The organism is Kitasatospora sp. NPDC054795 (assembly GCF_053611565.1).
This window is the reverse complement of the sequence record NZ_JBSHAP010000016.1, coordinates 63057-80230: the sequence shown is the minus strand read 5'-3', so window position 1 is coordinate 80230 and position 17174 is coordinate 63057. Positions and strand designations below refer to the sequence as shown.

The following is a 17174-nucleotide window of genomic DNA, read 5'->3' as shown; positions in this document are numbered from 1 at the left end:
CGCTCATGCCACCCCGCCCCATCGGGGCGTTCAGCCGCCGATGGCCGACATCGGACGGTCGGGCCGGACGAACCGCGCGCTGCCGATGGCGTGCCCGGGCCCCTTGCCCGCCACCGCCACCCGCCAGGCCGCCTCGATCGCCGCGTCGTCCGCCCCGCCGCGCAGCAGTGCCCGCAGGTCCGACTCCTCGGTCGCGAACAGACAGGCGCGCAACTGCCCGTCGGCGGTCAGCCGCACCCGGTCGCAGCCACCGCAGAACGGCCGGGTGACGGAGGCGATCACTCCCACGACCGCGTCCGTGCCGGCGATCCGCCACTCCTCCGCCGGGGCGCTTCCGGCCCGGCCGACCGGCCGGAGGTCGAACCGCTCCCCCAGGCACGCCAGGATCTCCTCCGCCGTCACCATCGCCGAGCGTTCCCAGGCGCCTTGCGCGTCCAGCGGCATCGACTCGATGAAGCGCATCCGGTACCCGTTCGCGAGGGCGAAGGCGGTCAGCTCCACGATCTCGTCGTCGTTCACCCCGCGCACCGGCACCGCGTTCACCTTCACCGGCCCCAGCCCGGCCGCCTTCGCCGCCGCCAGCCCCGCGAGCACGTCACCGATGCGGTCCCGCCGGGTGATCGCCGCGAAACGCTCCGGGCGCAGCGTGTCGAGGCTGACGTTCACCCGCCCCAGCCCCGCCTCCCGCAGCCCGGCGGCCGTACGCGCCAGCCCGATCCCGTTCGTCGTCAGCGACAACTCCACGCCCAGCGCCGCGATCCGCCCGACCAGCCCGGTCAGCCCCCGCCGCAGCAGCGGCTCCCCGCCCGTCAGCCGCACCGAGCGCACCCCCAGCCGCTCCACCGCGATCCGCACCAGCCGCACGACCTCGTCGTCCCCCAGCACCTCGGCACGCGCGAGCCAGGCGGGCCCCTCCGCGGGCATGCAGTACGTGCAGCGCAGGTTGCAGCGATCGGTCAACGACACCCGCAGATCGGTGTGGACCCGGCCGAAGCGGTCCACCAGCGGGCGGGGCGCGGCCCCGGGTACGGGTGGGGGTGCGGTGTTCATCGCCCCAGTACAGGGGGCCCGGGCCAGGCCCGGCCAGCGGCCGAACCGCCGGGCCGCGGCCGCCGCGCGCGGCTTCCCGTTGTGGCTTCCCACAATGCGCGCCCCGGCCCCGACCGGGCAGGCTGGCCCCATGCAGACTGCGCCGACACCCGCCGGACCGGGCCCGGTCGCCGCCCTGGTCCTGGCCGCCGGGGGCGGGCGGCGCCTGGGCGGGCGGCCCAAGGCCCTGCTCCGGTACGGGGGCCGGCCGCTGGTGGAGCACGCGGTGGCGGTGGTCCGGGCCGGCGGCTGCGCGGACGTCACGGTGGTGCTGGGCGCGCAGGGCGGACGGGTGCGGGCCACCGCGCACCTGCCGGGCTGCCGGCTGGTCGGCAATCCGGACTGGGCGCAGGGCATGGGCTCCTCGCTGCGGGCCGGCCTGGCCGCCCTGCCGCCGCACGCCACGGCGGCGCTGGTGATGCTGGTGGACACCCCGGGCGTCACCCCGGCCGCGGTGGCCCGGCTGCTGGCCGCCCACCGGGCGGGCGCCGAACTGGCCGCGGCGGCCTACGGCGGGCGGCGCGGGCACCCGGTGCTGATCGGCGCCCGGCACTTCGCCGAGGCGTCGGCGGGCGCCCGCGGCGACGCCGGGGCCCGCGCCCTGCTGGCGGCGCACGCGGCGGAGCTCGTCCTGGTCGAGTGCGCCGACGTCGCCGCCCCGGACGACCTCGACACCCCCGCCGACCTGGCCCGCTGGTCCGCCGGGTGAACGTCCCGGTCCGGCCCGCCGGACATCCCCCTCGGGGAGGATTCCGCCCCCACCCGAGCGGGCAGGATTCCCTGATCCGTCCCTGAGGATTGCCTCATTCCGCGCCCGGCGCCGGACATTTCGGGGAGCATGGGAAACGTCCCACCCACCCGCCCCCGACGGACGGAGCCCGCGATGGCCGGACTGCCCGACGACTTCACCGGACACGACCCCACGCGGCCGGGGCCGGGCGGTGGCGCCCGGGCGATCCGCTGCCCCGCCTGCCGCCGCGAGCACCTCTACGAACCGCCCTCCCTCCCCTGCCCGTGCGGGGCCTCGCTCAAGGTGCCGTTGCTGCGCGGCGGGGTGCCGGTGCAGGTGCGCTTCCGGTCCTGGGAGGACTCCTGGCTGAGCATGCGCTGCCCGCACTGCGGCCGCTCCGACCAGTGGCCGCAGCCCGAGTTCACCTGCAACTGCGGCGCGACCGTCCGGCTGCCGGTGGACCGCGCCACCCGGCTGGGCGGCGGCACCGCCGCCCCGCTCGCCGCCCCCGGCCCGCAGGCCGCCCGCCCGTACCCGGCCCACCCGATGAACGCGCCCGCCCCGGCCCCGCCCGCACCGCCCTCGGCCGGCCGTCCCCGCCCGTTCCGCCACCGCGCGCCGTTCCGCCCCCATCCGGTGCGCACCTCGCAGGACGCGGTGTTCACCGCCGCCCGCTACCTGGAGTGGCTGGGCTTCGACGACCTGGAGCTGACCGAGGCCCAGGAGCGCGACGGGGTCACCCTGCTCGGCAGCCGGATGGTCGCCCAGGTGGACACCTGGACCGAGCCCGCCGACGTGAAGGCGGTCGAGTGCCTCTGGCTGCAGACCCTGCACGCCGAGGAGATGGCCGCCGCGATGTTCACCCTCGCGGGTTATTCGCACCAGGCCACCGTGCGCGGGGAACAGCTGCTGGTCGCCCTGTTCAGCCTGGACCTGGCGGGTGTGCCGCAGCCCGCGAACGGCGCCGCCGAGGCCCTGATGGAGACCGGCTGGACCTCCTGACCCGCCGGGCGGCCCGCCGGGCCGCCCCCACCTCCGCCCCCACCTCCCCCTCCCGTGTCTCCTCCGGCGTCTCCTCCCGTGCGCACCCCTAGATCATTTTTCCTCCAAAAGCAACAACCTTCGCTCGTGATCTGGTGCACAAGCTCACCCCCGTGTTGAATTGCGGCCACAGCGCGGGCCTTTCGCCCTGTCGTCGCCATGCGTGCGGGTCGTGGCGGCAGGGCCTCAGGGGCAGGTCCGCGCGCTTGCCGGATGGCGCACACAAGGAGGTGGCGTTGTCGGAGCACGGATGGAACCCGAGCGGCCCGGAGGAGCGGGAGCGGGCGGCAGCGGAGGAGCCGGGCGACACCGTGTGGCGGCTGAGGTCCCGGGGGTGCTGGCAGGAGGCCGCCGAACTGCTGCGGCCGCCCGCCGAGCACGACCCGGAAGCGGCCCTGGGGCGGGCCGAACTCCTCATCGAGCAGTGCCTGTTCACCGCGGCGCACTGGACCCAGGCGGAACAGGCGCTGCGCCTGGCGGAGGCACTGGCCTCCGGCACCGAGCAGCGCGCGGCCGCCGCCTGCGCCCGCGGCTTCCTCGCGTACGTGGCGAGCGTGCTCGGCCCGCGGGACCGGCTGGACGAGGCGCAGGCCGCCCTCGGCCGCACCTCGGCGCTGCTGCCGCCGGACGCCCCGGGCCGCCCGCTGCTGGACTTCCGGCGCGGACTGGTGGCCGAGAACCTGCTGCGCGACCGCAGCGCCGCGTGGATCGCCTACCGCCGGGCGCACGAGGGCGCCGGCGAGCGCGGGGACGAACTGCTGCGCTCGTACACCTGGCGGCACCTGGCCGCGCTGGCGCTCTCGCGCGGGGACCGCGGGAACGCCCGGGAGGGCTTCGAGGCCTCCCTGCGGCTGCGCGAGCAACTCGGCTTCACGGTGGGGGTGGCACCGGCGCTCGCGGCGCTCGCCGAGGTGTCCGAGCCGCCCGAGGCCGCGCGGCTGCGGGCCGAGGCGGCCCGGCTGGTGGCCGGCCTGGGCGGAGTCCCGGTCTGGCTCGCGCGCCAGTTGGCCGCCTCCCGTGCGCCGGGGCCTCCCCCGGACGGGCGCATCGCGAGCGAGACCGGAGGAACGATCAGCTAAGGTGAGGCTAACCTGGCCGGGGGGAGCAGTACCCCGGCCAGGTCGCCTTGCCGTTCCCCGGGCACCGCCATGCCCCGGTCCGGCCGCGTCCGACGGGCCCGTGCCGCCGGGCACCGCCGGGCACGGACCATGGGCGCCCCGGTCGACCCGATGGGGCCGCCCATGACCGCGAGCAGCACCCGGCCCGGCCCCAGGCCGCGGGTCCCCCGCACCAGCGGGACGCGCACCGCCGTCCCCGCCCCCGCCCCCACCACCCCGGGCGCCCCCTCGTACCACCGGCTGTCCGGACTCACCCCCGTTCTGACGGTGCGCTGCGCCCCGCCCCGGCGCCGCGACGGCTGGCTGCCCGCCGCCGACCTCACCACCCGCCCCGAGGCGGTGCGCGAGCTGATCGCCCACGACGCCCGGCAGGGCCTCGCCCGCTACGGGCAGCCGCTGCGCCCGGACGTCGCGGCCGGCTTCGGGCTGCACCGCTTCGTCTGGCCGGTCTCGCTGCTGTTCACGCTGCCGTGGTTCCTGGAGCGGCGCGTCCCGCTGCTCGCCCCGCGGGACGTCGCGCTGCGCAGGCGCCCCGACGCGGTCGAACTGACCGTCCGCGCGGCGGAGTTCGCCTGCCTGCCGGAGGACCGGGCGGCCGGCTCCGGGCAGGCCCGGACGGTGCCGGACGAGCCGGCGCTGGCCGCCGCCCTGCGGTCCGCCCTGGGCGCCTTCCTGGCCCCGGTGCTCACCGCCTTCGGCCCGGAGGCCCGGCGCGGACCCCGGGTGCTCTGGGCAATGGCCACCGACGCGGTGGTGGAGGGGCTCTGGTACGCGGGCGGGCTGCTCGGGGAGCAGGAGCGGGCGCGCACCGAACTGACCGCGCTGCTGGCGCCCGGCGGGGCCCTCGACCCCGCGCACACGCCCGGCGCGGACGACCGTCCCGCCCCGGCCCCGACGCCCTTCACCCCGGGCGCCGGTTTCGCGCCCCCGGCGCCCGGGGCGGAGGGCGCCCCGCCCCCGGACCGGTCCCGGGCCAGTTGCTGCCTCGTCTACACCGCCGATCCGAGGGACATGTGCGGCGGCTGCCCGCGCGTCACGCGGCGTTGACGAAAAGCCGTTCGACATCGGGTTCGAAAAGCCCGCCATTCCTGGAAAAACCCACGTCGCATTCCTATGACCATGCGATGGTCACCGGGTCAGAAATCCCTCTCCTCAGCGCATTGACGGCGAATCGGCCATTCCTCCGCGCGCAATCCGCCATGATGGTCCCCGCCATCACGGCGCAGAAAAGCGACGCAGGAAAGCGAGGCCGGTTCCGGCGATGAAATTGTCCGACATACCGCTCGGATGGGCGATCACCGCGGTCGTGGGACTGCTGGTCAGCGCACTCCTGGTGGCCCTGCTCCGAAGCCGGGGGGCCACCTCCTCCACCGCCGGCCCCGATTCCTGGGAACGTTCCGAGGAACGGCGCCGCCGCAAGGAATCCCTGTACGGCGGCGCCTCCTACACCCTGTTGTTCTGCTGCGCCGGCGTCGCGGCCGCGCTCTCCTTCCACGGCCTGGTCGGCTTCGGCGTGCAGAACCTCGGCCTGTCCGGCGGCTGGGAGTACCTCGTCCCGTTCGGGCTCGACGGCGCCGCGATGTTCTGCTCGGTACTCGCCGTCCGCGAGGCCAGCCACGGCGACGCGGCGCTCGGCTCCCGGCTGCTGGTCTGGCTCTTCGCCGGCGCCTCGGCCTGGTTCAACTGGGTGCACGCCCCCCGCGGGCTGACCCACGCCGGCGCCCCGCAGTTCTTCTCCGGCATGTCCCTCTCGGCGGCGATCCTCTTCGACCGGGCGCTCAAGCAGACCCGCCGGGCCGCGCTGCGCGAACAGGGCCTGGTCCCCCGCCCGCTGCCGCAGATCCGCATCGTCCGCTGGCTGCGCGCCCCGCGCGAGACCTACGCGGCCTGGTCGCTGATGCTGCTGGAGAACGTCCGCAGCCTGGACGAGGCGGTCGACGAGGTGCGCGAGGACAGGCGGGAGCGCACCGTCGAGAAGCAGCGCCGCAAGCTGGCGGGGCGCCGGGAACGGGCCGAGATCCGGGCGATCAACCGCTCCAACAGCGCCTGGCGGCGCGTCGGCGGTGCGACGGCACGGCGGCCGGAGGCCGGCCCGGAGCCCGCCGTGGCCCCCGGAGCGGGGCGTCCCGGGGTGGAACGGTCCGCGGCGGAGCGGGTCCGGGCCGAACGTCCCGGGGTGGAGCGGGCCGCCGCGCCGCGCGAGGTGGCGCCGGCCGAGGGCGCGGTCGTCCAGCCGGGCCTGCCGGCGCGTCCGGAGCGGCGCACCATCGACCTCACCATGGAGGAGGACACCGTCACCCTGCCCCGGCTGGACTCGCTGGAACGCAAACTGAAGGACCTGGAGCAGCAGTTCGGCTGATCCCCTCGGGCCCGGCCCCCGGGCGGCGCGCCGCCTCCCCGGGGAGCCGGAACCGAACGGGGGTCAGGCCGCTGCCGCCGCCGTCCCGCTGAGTTCGAACCACATCCGCTTGCCGGTGCCGCGCGGCTCCACGCCCCAGGAGTCCGCGAGCGCCTCCACCAGCATCAGCCCGCGCCCGGAGGAGGCCTGCTCCCCCGGCGTCCGGCGGGTCGGCCAGAGGTCCGACTCGTCCTCCACCTCGACCCGCAGCCGGGCCCGGCCGCCGTCCGCCTCCGGCTCCCGGTAGAGCCGGGCGGTGAACATGGCGTCCCGGTCGGTGTGCCGGATGGCGTTGGTGACCAGCTCGGAGGAGAGCAGCTCGGCGGTGTCGATGAACTCGGCCACGCCCCAGCGGCGCAGCGCGTCGCGCAGCTCGGCCCGCACCTCGGCCACCCGCGCCAGGTCGGCCTGGCCGATCCGGCGGCGCAGCTGCTGGGCGGTCAGGCCGCCGGCCGGGCCGTCCCAGCGCAGGAGCAGCAGCGCTATGTCGTCCTCGCGCTCGTTGGAGTCGGCGGCCTGGGAGGCGATCCGGTCGGCCAGCTCCTCCAGCGGGTCGCGGGCGGCCTGCGCGGCGTCCGGCAGCGGGCGGGCGAGCGCCCGGGTGAGCCGGGCGACGCCCTCGTCCAGGTCCATGCCGCGCGCCTCGACCAGGCCGTCCGTACAGAGCAGCACGGTCTCGCCCGGGTCCAGGCTGAACCGGGTGACCCGGTACTCCTGGTCCGGGTCGATGCCCAGCGGCAGCCCGCCGGCCACCGGCACCACGGCGGCGGTGCCGTCCGCGCGGCGCACCACCGGGTCGAGGTGGCCGGCCCGGACGGCGTAGACCACGCCGTAGTCCACGTTGACCTCGGCGTAGGCGCAGGTCGCGAAGTGGTCGGTGTCGAGGTCCGCGAGGAAGCGCGAGGCGCGGGCCATCACGGCGGCGGGCGGGTGGCCCTCGGCCGCGTAGGCGCGCAGCGCGATCCGCAGCTGGCCCATGATCCCGGCGGCGTGCACGTCGTGCCCCTGGACGTCGCCGATCACCAGGCCGACGTGTCCGCCGGGCAGCGGCACCACGTCGTACCAGTCGCCGCCGATCTGGAGGCCGGAGCCGGCCGCGAGGTAGCGCACCGCCGTGGTCACCCCCGGGACGGACGGGACGGTGCGCGGCAGCATCACCCGCTGGAGGCCGGCCGCCAGCTCGTGCTCGGCGTCGTGCAGCCGGGCCCTGGCCAGCGACTGGGCGACCAGCCCGCCCAGAGTGGTGAGCAGGGTGCGCTCGTCCGCGTCGAGCTCGCGCTCGTCGTCGAAGCTGACCACGCACACGCCGATCGCCCGGCCGCTCGCCACCAGCGGCAGGTACGCCCAGGAGCCCCGGCCGCTGCGGCTGGTCGGCTCCCACACCTCGGGGTAGCCCTCGCGGAACTCCTCGCGGGTCGAGACGAAGACCGGCGTACGGTGGCGCAGCGCCTCGGCCGCCGGGTGCCCGGGCGGCAGCACGGTGCGGTCCCAGACCGCCAGCGTGTCGGCGCGGTAGCCGGAGGCCCCGAGGATCTGCGCCCGGCCGGCCTCGAAGGAGGCCAGCACCAGGCCGTCCGGCGGCAGCCCGGGCAGCGGCAGCTCGGTGAACACCCGGGCCACGTCACGCACGGTGACGGCTTCGGAGAGGGCGCGCGCCGCCTCCTTGATGAACCGGGAGCGCTCCTCGCGCAGCAGGGCCATCCGGTCGGCGTGGTCCCGCTTGTGCAGCTCGACGGTGGCGTCCCAGACGAAGCCGACCATCCGGGAGGCCCGGCCGAAGGCGTCGGCGAGCACCCGGCCGCGGAAGCGCACCGCGCGCATGCCGCCCTTCGCCCCGACCGTGCGGTAGTAGGCGCCGCACTGGCCCAGCTCGGCCACCGCGCGCTCGACCCGGCGGCGCACCACGGGCGCGTCCTCGGGGTGCAGCAGGGCCAGGAAGGAGGCGGCGGTGCGGTCGAAGCGACCCTGCTCCAGGGCGTCCAGTCCGACGATCGTGCAGGCCCGCTGGTCGCCCTCCAGGACGTCGCGGCGGATGTCCCAGTCGAAGGAGCCGATGCCGTTGGCCGCCATCGCGGGCTCCAGCCAGTCCGGCATGGTGTCCGCGGAGGACGGCGGCAGTCCGCCCGACAGCACGGGCGCCAGCCGGGCGGCGGCGAGGCTCGGCGACGGGCGCACCGCGGAGCCGCGGCGCGTGGGCTGGGCGGGCGGCCGGGCCCGGCCGGTCCCGGTGGTGGTGGCGCCGGCGACGGGCTGCCCGGCAGTGCGCGGCTCCGGGGCGCCCGGCTGCTCGGCGACGCGCGGCTCGACGGCCCGCTGTCCGACCGCTCGCGGCCTGGCGGCTCTCGGGTCGGCGGTGCGCGGCTCCACGCTTCGCGGTTCCACGGTTCGCGGCTCGACGGCGGGCGCCGCGCCGGGAGGAAGTGCCGGCCCCGGCGACTCGGGCTCAGTGGGCATGCTGCTCCTGCCGCTGCCGTGGCGGACCGCGCCGACCGTCCGGACGGGCCGCATGGCGGTGTGATGGGTCGTGCTGGATAGGACGGTGCGACGGACGGTGGCCAGTCGAGGTTCGGTCTCCCCGCTGCTTCCCGCACGTGGACACACATTCCCACCATCCTGGCCAATGTTCGGCCGAGCGGCAATGCCAACGGGCCGGAAACCTTCCGTTCCGCCTTCTGTTCCGGGCTTCCTTCGACAGCGAATCAATCGACGGCGAACAATCGTACGACCCCGGCGGCGGCCCCGGTGACGGGCCCGGGGCCGTCGGGCCGTGGCCGGGATCAGGGCGTGGCGAGTTCGAACCAGGTGACCTTGCCGTCGCCGCGCAGCTGTACGCCCCAGGAGTCCGCGAGCGCCTCCACCAGCAGCAGGCCGCGCCCCGAGGTCGCGTACTCGGCCTCCGGACCGCGGCGGCGCCCGGGAAGTCTGCTGGTGCCGTCCTGCACCTCGATCCGCAGCCGGTGGTCCGAGTCGAGCACCGCGTCGAACACCGCGCCCTTGCCCGTGTGCAGCAGCGCGTTGGTGACCAGCTCGGAGGAGAGCAGCTCGGCGGTGTCGGACAGCTCCGGCACCCCCCAGTGGCTCAGTGCCGAACGCAGCCGCCGCCGGACCGCGCCCACCCCGACCAGGTCCGCCGGATCGAGCGTGAGGTGCAACCGCCGGTGCAGGGCACAACCCGGAGCCGGTGCACCCGGCAGGGTCGTCCCGGCGCTGCCGGTCGGCCCCTGGACCGGCCCGGACCGGTAGGCGTCGCCGGAACTCGTCCGCTGCCGCGGGAATCGCGACTGACCGTCCATCAACCCATGCCCCCGCCCTGAAATCCGGGCCCCCGCCTCCGGATCCCCCGCCGGCCGGGTGGCCCCCTCGTTCTGACCACTCATCCTCATGCCCAGTTGACGGCGTTTGCAACAGTGTGCGTCCGATCACGTGGGGTGAAAGGGGCACGGGGTGGTTCGCGTGATCCAACTGCCCGCGCCGGACAGGTTTGCGAAGCGCAGAGGCGATTTTCGAGGGCGCCGTCACCCGATCCCGCGCACACCCGGCGCCCGTACGGACCGTGCGCCCGACCGCGCGCCCCCGCCCCGCCACCGCTGCGCGCCGACCCGGGCGGCGGGTCCGGGCGGCGGGCTCCGGGTCCGGGCGTCGGACCGCGGACCCTCCCGGCCCGCCGCCCACGTCCCGTCCCTCACCCCCATCCCCCGCCCAGCAAGCCGAACCCCCGCGGAGCGGCAACGCTGGACAGGGCGGCCCGGTGCGGGTTCAATGACCCGAGATGTTTGAACGACGTTCTAACATTGCCCCTGGCGGCCCCCAGACCCCCGAGCCGACCCCCTCCCCGGCGACCGCGAGCGAGGAACCGTGCGACTGACCCCCACCGAGCGGGACCGGCTGCTGATCTTCACAGCAGCCGAGCTGGCCCGCGCCCGCCGCGCCCGGGGCGTGCGCCTCAACATCCCCGAGGCCACCGCCCTGATCGCGGACACCGTCTGCGAGGCCGCCCGCGACGGCCGGCGCCTGGCCGAGGCCATCGAGGCCGGCCGCTCCGTGCTGACCGCCGACGACGTCCTGCCCGGCGTGCCGGACGTGGTCACCGTCGTCCAGGTCGAGGCCGTCTTCGAGGACGGCACCCGCCTCGCCGTCGTCAACGACCCGTTCAAGGGCGCCGGCTCCCTCGGCGACGAGGCCCCCGGCGGTGCGCTGATCGGCGACGGAGCCGGCTACGACCCGATCGAGGAGACGCTGCTGCTCCCCGTGCACAACACCTCCGCGGTACCGATCTCGGTCACCTCGCACTTCCACTTCTTCGAGGCCAACCCGCGGCTGGCCTTCGACCGCGCCGCCGCCTACGGCACCCACCTGGCCGTCCCGGCCGGCTCCTCGGTGCGCTTCGACCCCGGCGCCACCGTCGAGGTCGGCCTGGTGCCGATCGGCGGCGGGCGGGTCGCGATCGGTTTCGCGGGGCTCGTGGACGGCCCGCTGGACGCGCCCGGCGCGAAGGAGGCCGCCCTGGCGAAGGCCCGCGCCACCGGCTACCTCACCCACTTCGACGACGCGGAGGTCGAGTCGTGACGTCCATCACCCCGCACGACTACATCTCGGTGCACGGCCCGCGCGCCGGGGACCGGGTCCGGCTCGGCGACAGCGGACTGATCGTCCGCGTGGAGTCCGACTCCCAGGCGCCCGGCGACGAGTTCCTGGCCGGCTTCGGCAAGACCGCCCGCGACGGCCTGCACCTCAAGCCCGCCGCGGTCCGGGACACCTGCGACGTCGTGATCAGCAACGTGCTGGTGATCGACGCGATCCAGGGCATCCGCAAGACCTCGATCGGCCTGATCGGCGGCCGGATCGCCTCGATCGGGCGGGCCGGCAACCCGGACACCCTGGACGGCGTGGACGTGGTCGTCGGCACCGGCACCACGATCGTCTCCGGCGAGGGCCTGATCGCCACCGCCGGCGCCGTCGACACCCACGTCCATCTGATGTCCCCGCGGATCATGGAGGCCTCGCTGGCCTCCGGCGTCACCACCGTCATCGGCCAGGAGTTCGGCCCGGTCTGGGGCGTCGGCGTCAACTCTCCCTGGGCGCTGCGCCACGCCTTCAACGCGTTCGACGCCTGGCCCGTCAACATCGGCTTCCTGGGCCGCGGTTCGTCCTCCGACGAGGCCCCGCTGATCGAGGCGCTGGCCGAGGGCGGGGCGTCCGGCTTCAAGGTGCACGAGGACATGGGCGCGCACACCCGCGCCCTGGACACCGCGCTGCGGGTCGCCGAGGAGTACGACGTCCAGGTCGCCCTGCACACCGACGGGTTGAACGAGTGCCTGTCGGTCGAGGACACCCTGAAGGTGCTGGAGGGCCGGACCATCCACGCCTTCCACATCGAGGGCTGCGGCGGTGGACACGTCCCCAACGTGCTCAAGATGGCCGGTGTGCCGAACGTCATCGGCTCCTCCACCAACCCGACGCTGCCGTTCGGCCGCGACGCCCTCGGCGAACACTTCGGCATGATCGTCTCCGCGCACGACCTCAAGGTCGACCTGCCCGGCGACGCCGCGATGGCCCGCGACCGCATCCGGGCCGGCACCATGGGCGCCGAGGACGTCCTGCACGACCTCGGGGTCATCGGCATCACCTCCTCCGACGCCCAGGGCATGGGCCGGGCCGGCGAGACGATGCGCCGCACCTTCGCCGTGGCCGGCAAGATGAAGGCCGAACTCGGCCCGCTCGACGGCACCGGCTCGTACGGCACGACGGAGGGCGGCGACGACAACGAGCGCGTGCTGCGCTACATCGCCAAGCTCACCATCAACCCGGCCATCGCCCACGGCCTCTCCCACGAGGTCGGCTCCATCGAGATCGGCAAGCTCGCCGACATCGTGCTGTGGCGCCCGGACCACTTCGGCGCCAAGCCGCAGCTGGTCCTCAAGGCCGGATTCCCCGCGTACGGCGTCACCGGCGACCCCAACGCCTCCACCGACCGCTGCGAACCGCTCGTCCTGGGGCCGCAGTTCGGCGCCCACGGCGCGACCGCCGCCGACATCTCGGTGGCCTTCGTCGCCCGGGCCGCCGCCGACGGCGCGTACCTCGACCGGGCCGCCGACGGGCTGCCCACCCGCCGTCGCAGGGTCGGCGTCCGGGGCACCCGCGGCATCGGACCGCGCGACATGGTGCGCAACACCCGCGTGGGCCACGTCGAGGTCACCGAGACCGGGCTGGTCTCGCTCGACGGCTCGCCACTGCGCTCCGAACCCGCGGACAGCGTCTCGCTCAGCCGCCTCTACTTCCTCTGACCCCCCGCCAAGGCCCCAGACCTCTTGAGGACTCGATGATGACCACCCCCACACCCGCCTCCCTCGGCTACCGGATGCCCGCCGAGTGGCACCCGCACGAGCGCACCTGGATGGCCTTCCCCACCACCAACCCCACCTTCGACGGCCCCGAGCAGCTGCACGCCGCCCGCCAGGCCTGGGCCGCCGTCGCCGACACCATCGTCGGGTACGAGCCGGTGACGCTGATCGTCAACACCGGTGAGACCGAGGAGGCCCGCAAGTACGTCTCCGAGCGGGTCGACATCGTCGAGCGCCCGCTGAACGACGCCTGGATGCGCGACATCGGCCCGTCCTTCCTGATCGACGGCAAGGGCTCGCTGGCCGCCGCCGACTGGATCTTCAACGGCTGGGGCGCGCAGTCCTGGGCCCGCTGGGACAAGGACCAGCACATCGCCGAGCACATCGGCGAGCTGACCGGGGTGCAGCGCTTCGCCTCCCGGCTGATCAACGAGGGCGGCGGCATCCACGTCGACGGCGACGGAACGGTGCTGGTCACCGAGACCGTCCAGCTCGGCGAGGGCCGCAACGCCGACTGGACCAAGGAGGAGGTCGAGGCCGAGCTGCACGCCTTCCTCGGCACCACCAAGGCGATCTGGCTGCCGCGCGGACTCACCCGCGACTACGACGAGTTCGGCACCCGCGGACACATCGACATCGTCGCCTCCTTCGTGCGCCCCGGCGTCGTGGTCGCCCATGTCCAGCCCGACCCCTCGCACCCGGACCACGAGGTCTGCCGCGAACTGGTCGCCGTGCTGCGCGCCTCGACCGACGCCCGGGGCCGGCCTCTGGAGGTCGTCGAACTGCCCGCCCCCACCGTCCTGCTGGACGAGGACGGCGAGCCGGTCGACTACTCCTACATCAACCACTACGTGGCCAACGGCGCGGTCGTCCTGTGCGCCTTCGACGACCCGCGCGACCAGGAGGCCGCCGCCATCCTCGCCGAGGCCTACCCGGGCCGCACCGTCGAACTCGTCGACGCCCGCGAGATCTTCGCGAACGGCGGCGGCATCCACTGCATCACCCAGCAGCAGCCGAAGGCGCTCTGACGCCCCGTCCGGGCGGGGGCACCGCGCCCCCGCCCGGACGGCTTCCGAAGCCCCGTTCCACTGAGGAGACCCGCACATGGCCGACCCCCGCCCGCGCCGGCCGGCCCGCCCCCGCGAGGAGGTCTTCGCCACCGCCCGGGCCGCGATCGCCGAACACGGGCTCGCCGGACTCACCATGGCCGGGCTCGGCAAACAGCTCCAGATGAGCGCCGGGCACCTGCTCTACTACTTCGGCAGCAAGGACCAGCTGCTGCTGGAAACCCTGCGCTGGAGCGAGGAGCAGCTCGGCGCCCGCCGCCGCGAGGCCCTCGCCGACCGCACCCTCGACCCCTGGCAGCGCCTCGACGCCTACCTGCGCCTCTACCTGCCGGAGGGCGCGGGCGACCCCCGCTGGATCCTCTGGGTCGAGGTGTGGGGCCGCTCCCCCGCGAGCGCCGAGATCCGCCAGGGCCAGCAGGAGATCGAGGCCCCCTGGCAGGCCGACCTGGTCGCCCTCATCGAGGAGGGCGCCGCCGCCGGCCACTTCACCCCCGGCCCCGCCGCCGACCGCGCCCAGCAGATCCGCGCCCTGCTCGACGGCCTCGCCGTCCCCATCGCCATCGGTCTCCCCGACGCCCACCGCCCCGCCGCCCTCACCCAGGCCACCGCCGTCACCGGCATCCTCCTGCGCACCTGAACCCTGCCCGCGTGAGAAGTCGGCCCGGCCGACTTCACACGCGCGGGGCGGGGGTGGGGCCGGATCTGGTCGTTGGGCGGGTTGGGGTGGGACGTGCGGGGTCACTCGGTCCAGATGGCGGCGGCCGTGCGGTCGTCGGCGTAGCCCTTGGCGCGGACCTGGACCTGGCGGAGGAAGTCGACGGTGCCCGGCGGGTGGGGGTGGGCCCAGTGGGTGGAGAGGAAGTGCGCGACGGCCGGCTCGTCGGCGATGGGCCGGGCGAGGCCCGGGGTGCACAGGAGGAGGATGTCGCCCGGCGTCGCGGGGACGAGCCGGAACCGGAACGGGCGCGGGCCGGGCACCGGGGCCTCGGGGAGCGGCGGCTGACCGTCCGGGTGGTGCAGCAGCCGGGCCGCGTAGGCGTCGATCCAGTGCCCCGAGCGCAGCAGGTAGAGCCCGCCCGGACCGACGCCGAAGGCCGCACGGTAGCCGGCCTCCGGGTCCAGCGACACCATCAGGCAGTGCAGCGACGCCGGGGACGGGGTGTCGTCCCCCTCCGGTTGCGGCGCCAGGGCGCGCAGCGGGGCGGCCGCACCGGTGGCCAGGCGCTGGAGGCCGTAGCGGAGCCGGTCGCGGGCACCGTCGCACAGGTCCGCGGCCAGGCCGGCCCGGCTGCGCCCGATCGCGGTGGCGAGCTGGTGGCACGCCTCCCCGCTGGCGGCCGCGATCGCCTCCGGGGTGACCGTCTCCTCCTCCGCGGCTCCGCCCGTACGGTCGAAGCCGCCGAGGACCGCGAGCAGCAGTCCGTCCGGGCCCTCGCCGAACCGGGTGACCAGCAGGGAGTCGCGGCGCGGCTCACCCCGGTAGCGCGCGGAGTCGCCCCGGACGGAGGCGGCGCGCAGGACGGACGGACCGTACTGGGCGCCGTCCAGCACGGTGTCCGGGACGAGCGCGCGCAGTGCGTTCGGGTCCGCCTCGGGTACGGCCGTCGGCTCGGGTCCGTAGGTCGGCGGGCGCTCGCCGACGTGCGGGACCGCGGCGCCGCCGTCGGCGAGCGGTGCACGGACGGCCAGGCGGGGGTCGGGGACGGCGGCGGCCTGGGCCACGGGCTCCGGGTCGGGTTCCGAGGCATGGACGGGTTCGGGCTCGGGAGCGGAGATGGGGGCGGGGGCGGGGGGCTCGGACTTCTCCGCCTCCCCCAGCGGCACCAGTTCCTCGGGGTGCTCGGGCTCCTCGGCAACGGCGGGTTCGGGATCCGGCTGCGCCGGTTCGGGGGCGGGCGGCGGGGTGGGCTTCTCCAGCGAGACCGGGTCCGGGTCCGGGTCCTGCTCGGGTTCCGGCTCGGGCTCGGGCTCGGGTACCGGTGCCGGTTCCGGTTCCGGTTCCGGTTTGGGTGCGGGTTCCGGGTCCTGTTCCGGGTCCTGCGCGTGCGCCGTCTTCGGTGCCTCCTCGGCGAAGTCGGGGGCCGGGAACCGGTGGGTCTCCGTGGAGGTCCGCTGACGCCCGATCCCCTCCGCTCCGCCGATCACGCCGACTGCGGTGTCGAACCAGTCGTCGATGCTGTCCCGGCCTGCCGAGCGCTCCGAGCCCTCAGAACCCGCCGCGCCGTCGTGCTCCCCGCAAGCCGCTACGGCCGCCTCCGGCTCAGGCTCAGGCTCGGGCTCAGGCTCAGGCTCGGGTTCCGGGTCCGGGTCCGGGTCCGGGTCCGCCGAGCGCTGCTGCCCGATGAGCCCGGCCGCCGTGTCGAACCAGTCGTCCACGCTGCCGTCCCCCGGGTCGGCGTGCGGGGTGTCCGGGAGGGTGCCCGTCGGACCGTCGTAAACGGCATCCCACCAACCGTCGTCCGGCCGGTGCGGCTGTGCGGGTGCACCCTGCTTGCTCATCTGGCGGCTCCTGGTCGTTCCGTGGTCGCGCCGCCCCCGGCGGGCCGGGCTGACGACATTGTTCTCCACCTGCGACGACCCTGTCCGGGTTTCGGCGACAACCGGTCACCCACCGGAACATCCCGGCCACCGCGCTCACCAGGCGGTTCACCAGGCGGTTCACCAGGCCGTCCGCGGTGGCGTCGCCCGGTCGTCCGCTCCCGTTCCGTCCGTGCTTGCCGGATGTGTCCGGAGCAGGGCGTTTCCTGGCCATCCGGGTGTGCGGGCCCCCGAAAATGAGGGCCGATGGGGGGCATCGCATCACTCGTTCGGCTGATTAAATGTGCGCATGACCGCGTCGGCCCCCAGTTCGCCCCGACCGGGGAGGGCCGCGTCCGCGGGCCGCCCGGCAGGTGGGCTGTTGGTCCTGCTGCTCGTCACGCTGTTGACGCTGCTGCCCTGCTCGGGCCAGGCGAAGGCGGTGGACGGCTCCGGCCAACCGGCGCCGCACGCTGCTCCGGTCAGCGCCGTCACCGTCGTCAGTGTGGTCAGTGTCCAGGTCGCCACCGGGCACTCCTCCTACACCGGTCACGCCGCGAAGGTCACCGAGTCCGCGAAGTCCTCGGACCACCACCGGACGGCCGAGGAGCAGGGGCACTGGATCCTCTGCACCGCCGACGGCCAGCCCCCGCACAACAACGGCTGCTCCAGCCATCCGTACTGCTCGCAGGACGCCCAGCTGCCGAACCCGCCGCCGCAGCCGCAACCCGCCGTGTCACCGCTGACCCCGGCCGCGCCCGAGGCGCTGCCCCGGGTGGTGCCGACCGGTCTGCTCGACGGCGCGCACCCGGTGCCCGATCTGCACGAACTCCAGGTCCACCGGTCCTGAGTGGAACCCACCGCCGGCGCAGC

14 protein-coding genes are annotated in these 17174 nt (G+C 75.4%); 10 read left to right on the top strand and 4 right to left on the bottom strand.

Translation table 11 applies throughout. The features are described 5' to 3' along the window. Positions 1 to 30: 30 nt before the first annotated feature. Positions 31 to 1050, bottom strand: coding sequence for a GTP 3',8-cyclase MoaA (gene moaA, locus ACWGJO_RS08570; RefSeq protein ID WP_452182770.1), 1020 nt, complete (start codon positions 1048 to 1050; stop codon positions 31 to 33). A 130-nt stretch (positions 1051 to 1180) separates the two neighbouring features. Here moaA and ACWGJO_RS08565 point away from each other — a divergent pair, with 130 nt between their 5' ends. The 5 genes from ACWGJO_RS08565 to ACWGJO_RS08545 all read left to right on the top strand — a co-directional run bounded on the left by ACWGJO_RS08565 (position 1181) and on the right by ACWGJO_RS08545 (position 6337). Then, a complete protein-coding gene (locus ACWGJO_RS08565) occupies positions 1181 to 1798 on the top strand; it encodes a nucleotidyltransferase family protein (RefSeq protein ID WP_452182769.1) in 618 nt (205 codons plus the stop codon). Positions 1799 to 1972: 174 nt separating this feature from the next. Beyond that, complete coding sequence (locus tag ACWGJO_RS08560) at positions 1973 to 2821, top strand: hypothetical protein (protein WP_452182768.1); 849 nt, start codon at positions 1973 to 1975, stop codon at positions 2819 to 2821. Between the two features lie 350 nt (positions 2822 to 3171). After that, positions 3172 to 3939: a hypothetical protein gene (locus ACWGJO_RS08555; RefSeq protein ID WP_452182788.1), complete on the top strand. Its 768-nt coding sequence runs from the start codon at positions 3172 to 3174 to the stop codon at positions 3937 to 3939. A gap of 162 nt (positions 3940 to 4101) precedes the next feature. Next, positions 4102 to 5025, top strand: a complete 924-nt coding sequence (locus ACWGJO_RS08550) for a (2Fe-2S)-binding protein (RefSeq protein WP_452182767.1) — start codon at positions 4102 to 4104, stop codon at positions 5023 to 5025. Between the two features lie 214 nt (positions 5026 to 5239). Continuing rightward, complete coding sequence (locus ACWGJO_RS08545) at positions 5240 to 6337, top strand: DUF2637 domain-containing protein (RefSeq protein ID WP_452182766.1); 1098 nt, start codon at positions 5240 to 5242, stop codon at positions 6335 to 6337. Positions 6338 to 6400: 63 nt separating this feature from the next. Here the strand turns inward: ACWGJO_RS08545 and ACWGJO_RS08540 are convergent, their stop codons facing one another. Both ACWGJO_RS08540 and ACWGJO_RS08535 read right to left on the bottom strand, forming a co-directional pair. Further along, on the bottom strand, positions 6401 to 8830 hold the full coding sequence (locus ACWGJO_RS08540) for a SpoIIE family protein phosphatase (RefSeq protein WP_452182765.1): 2430 nt from the start codon (positions 8828 to 8830) through the stop codon (positions 6401 to 6403). A gap of 323 nt (positions 8831 to 9153) precedes the next feature. Continuing rightward, entirely contained in the window at positions 9154 to 9528 is a 375-nt protein-coding gene (locus tag ACWGJO_RS08535) for an ATP-binding protein (protein ID WP_452182764.1), read from the bottom strand. Positions 9529 to 10231: 703 nt separating this feature from the next. Between ACWGJO_RS08535 and ACWGJO_RS08530 the strand changes: the two genes are divergently transcribed. The 4 genes from ACWGJO_RS08530 to ACWGJO_RS08515 all read left to right on the top strand — a co-directional run bounded on the left by ACWGJO_RS08530 (position 10232) and on the right by ACWGJO_RS08515 (position 14421). Beyond that, positions 10232 to 10942: an urease subunit gamma gene (locus ACWGJO_RS08530; protein WP_452182763.1), complete on the top strand. Its 711-nt coding sequence runs from the start codon at positions 10232 to 10234 to the stop codon at positions 10940 to 10942. After that, positions 10939 to 12660 (top strand): urease subunit alpha, encoded by a 1722-nt coding sequence (locus ACWGJO_RS08525; RefSeq protein WP_452182762.1) that lies wholly within the window; start codon positions 10939 to 10941, stop codon positions 12658 to 12660. Before ACWGJO_RS08530 ends, ACWGJO_RS08525 begins: the two co-directional genes overlap by 4 nt. A gap of 35 nt (positions 12661 to 12695) precedes the next feature. Continuing rightward, complete coding sequence (locus ACWGJO_RS08520; RefSeq protein WP_452182761.1) at positions 12696 to 13745, top strand: agmatine deiminase family protein; 1050 nt, start codon at positions 12696 to 12698, stop codon at positions 13743 to 13745. Between the two features lie 76 nt (positions 13746 to 13821). Next, a complete protein-coding gene (locus tag ACWGJO_RS08515; protein ID WP_452182760.1) occupies positions 13822 to 14421 on the top strand; it encodes a TetR/AcrR family transcriptional regulator in 600 nt (199 codons plus the stop codon). 101 nt (positions 14422 to 14522) lie between these two features. On the opposite strand, the gene ACWGJO_RS08510 is transcribed toward ACWGJO_RS08515, so the two are convergent. After that, positions 14523 to 16283, bottom strand: coding sequence for a protein phosphatase 2C domain-containing protein (locus tag ACWGJO_RS08510; protein WP_452182759.1), 1761 nt, complete (start codon positions 16281 to 16283; stop codon positions 14523 to 14525). Between the two features lie 400 nt (positions 16284 to 16683). Here ACWGJO_RS08510 and ACWGJO_RS08505 point away from each other — a divergent pair, with 400 nt between their 5' ends. Next, positions 16684 to 17151 carry a hypothetical protein gene (locus ACWGJO_RS08505; protein ID WP_452182758.1) on the top strand — a complete coding sequence of 156 codons (468 nt, stop codon included), beginning with the start codon at positions 16684 to 16686 and terminating at the stop codon, positions 17149 to 17151. Positions 17152 to 17174: the final 23 nt, after the last annotated feature.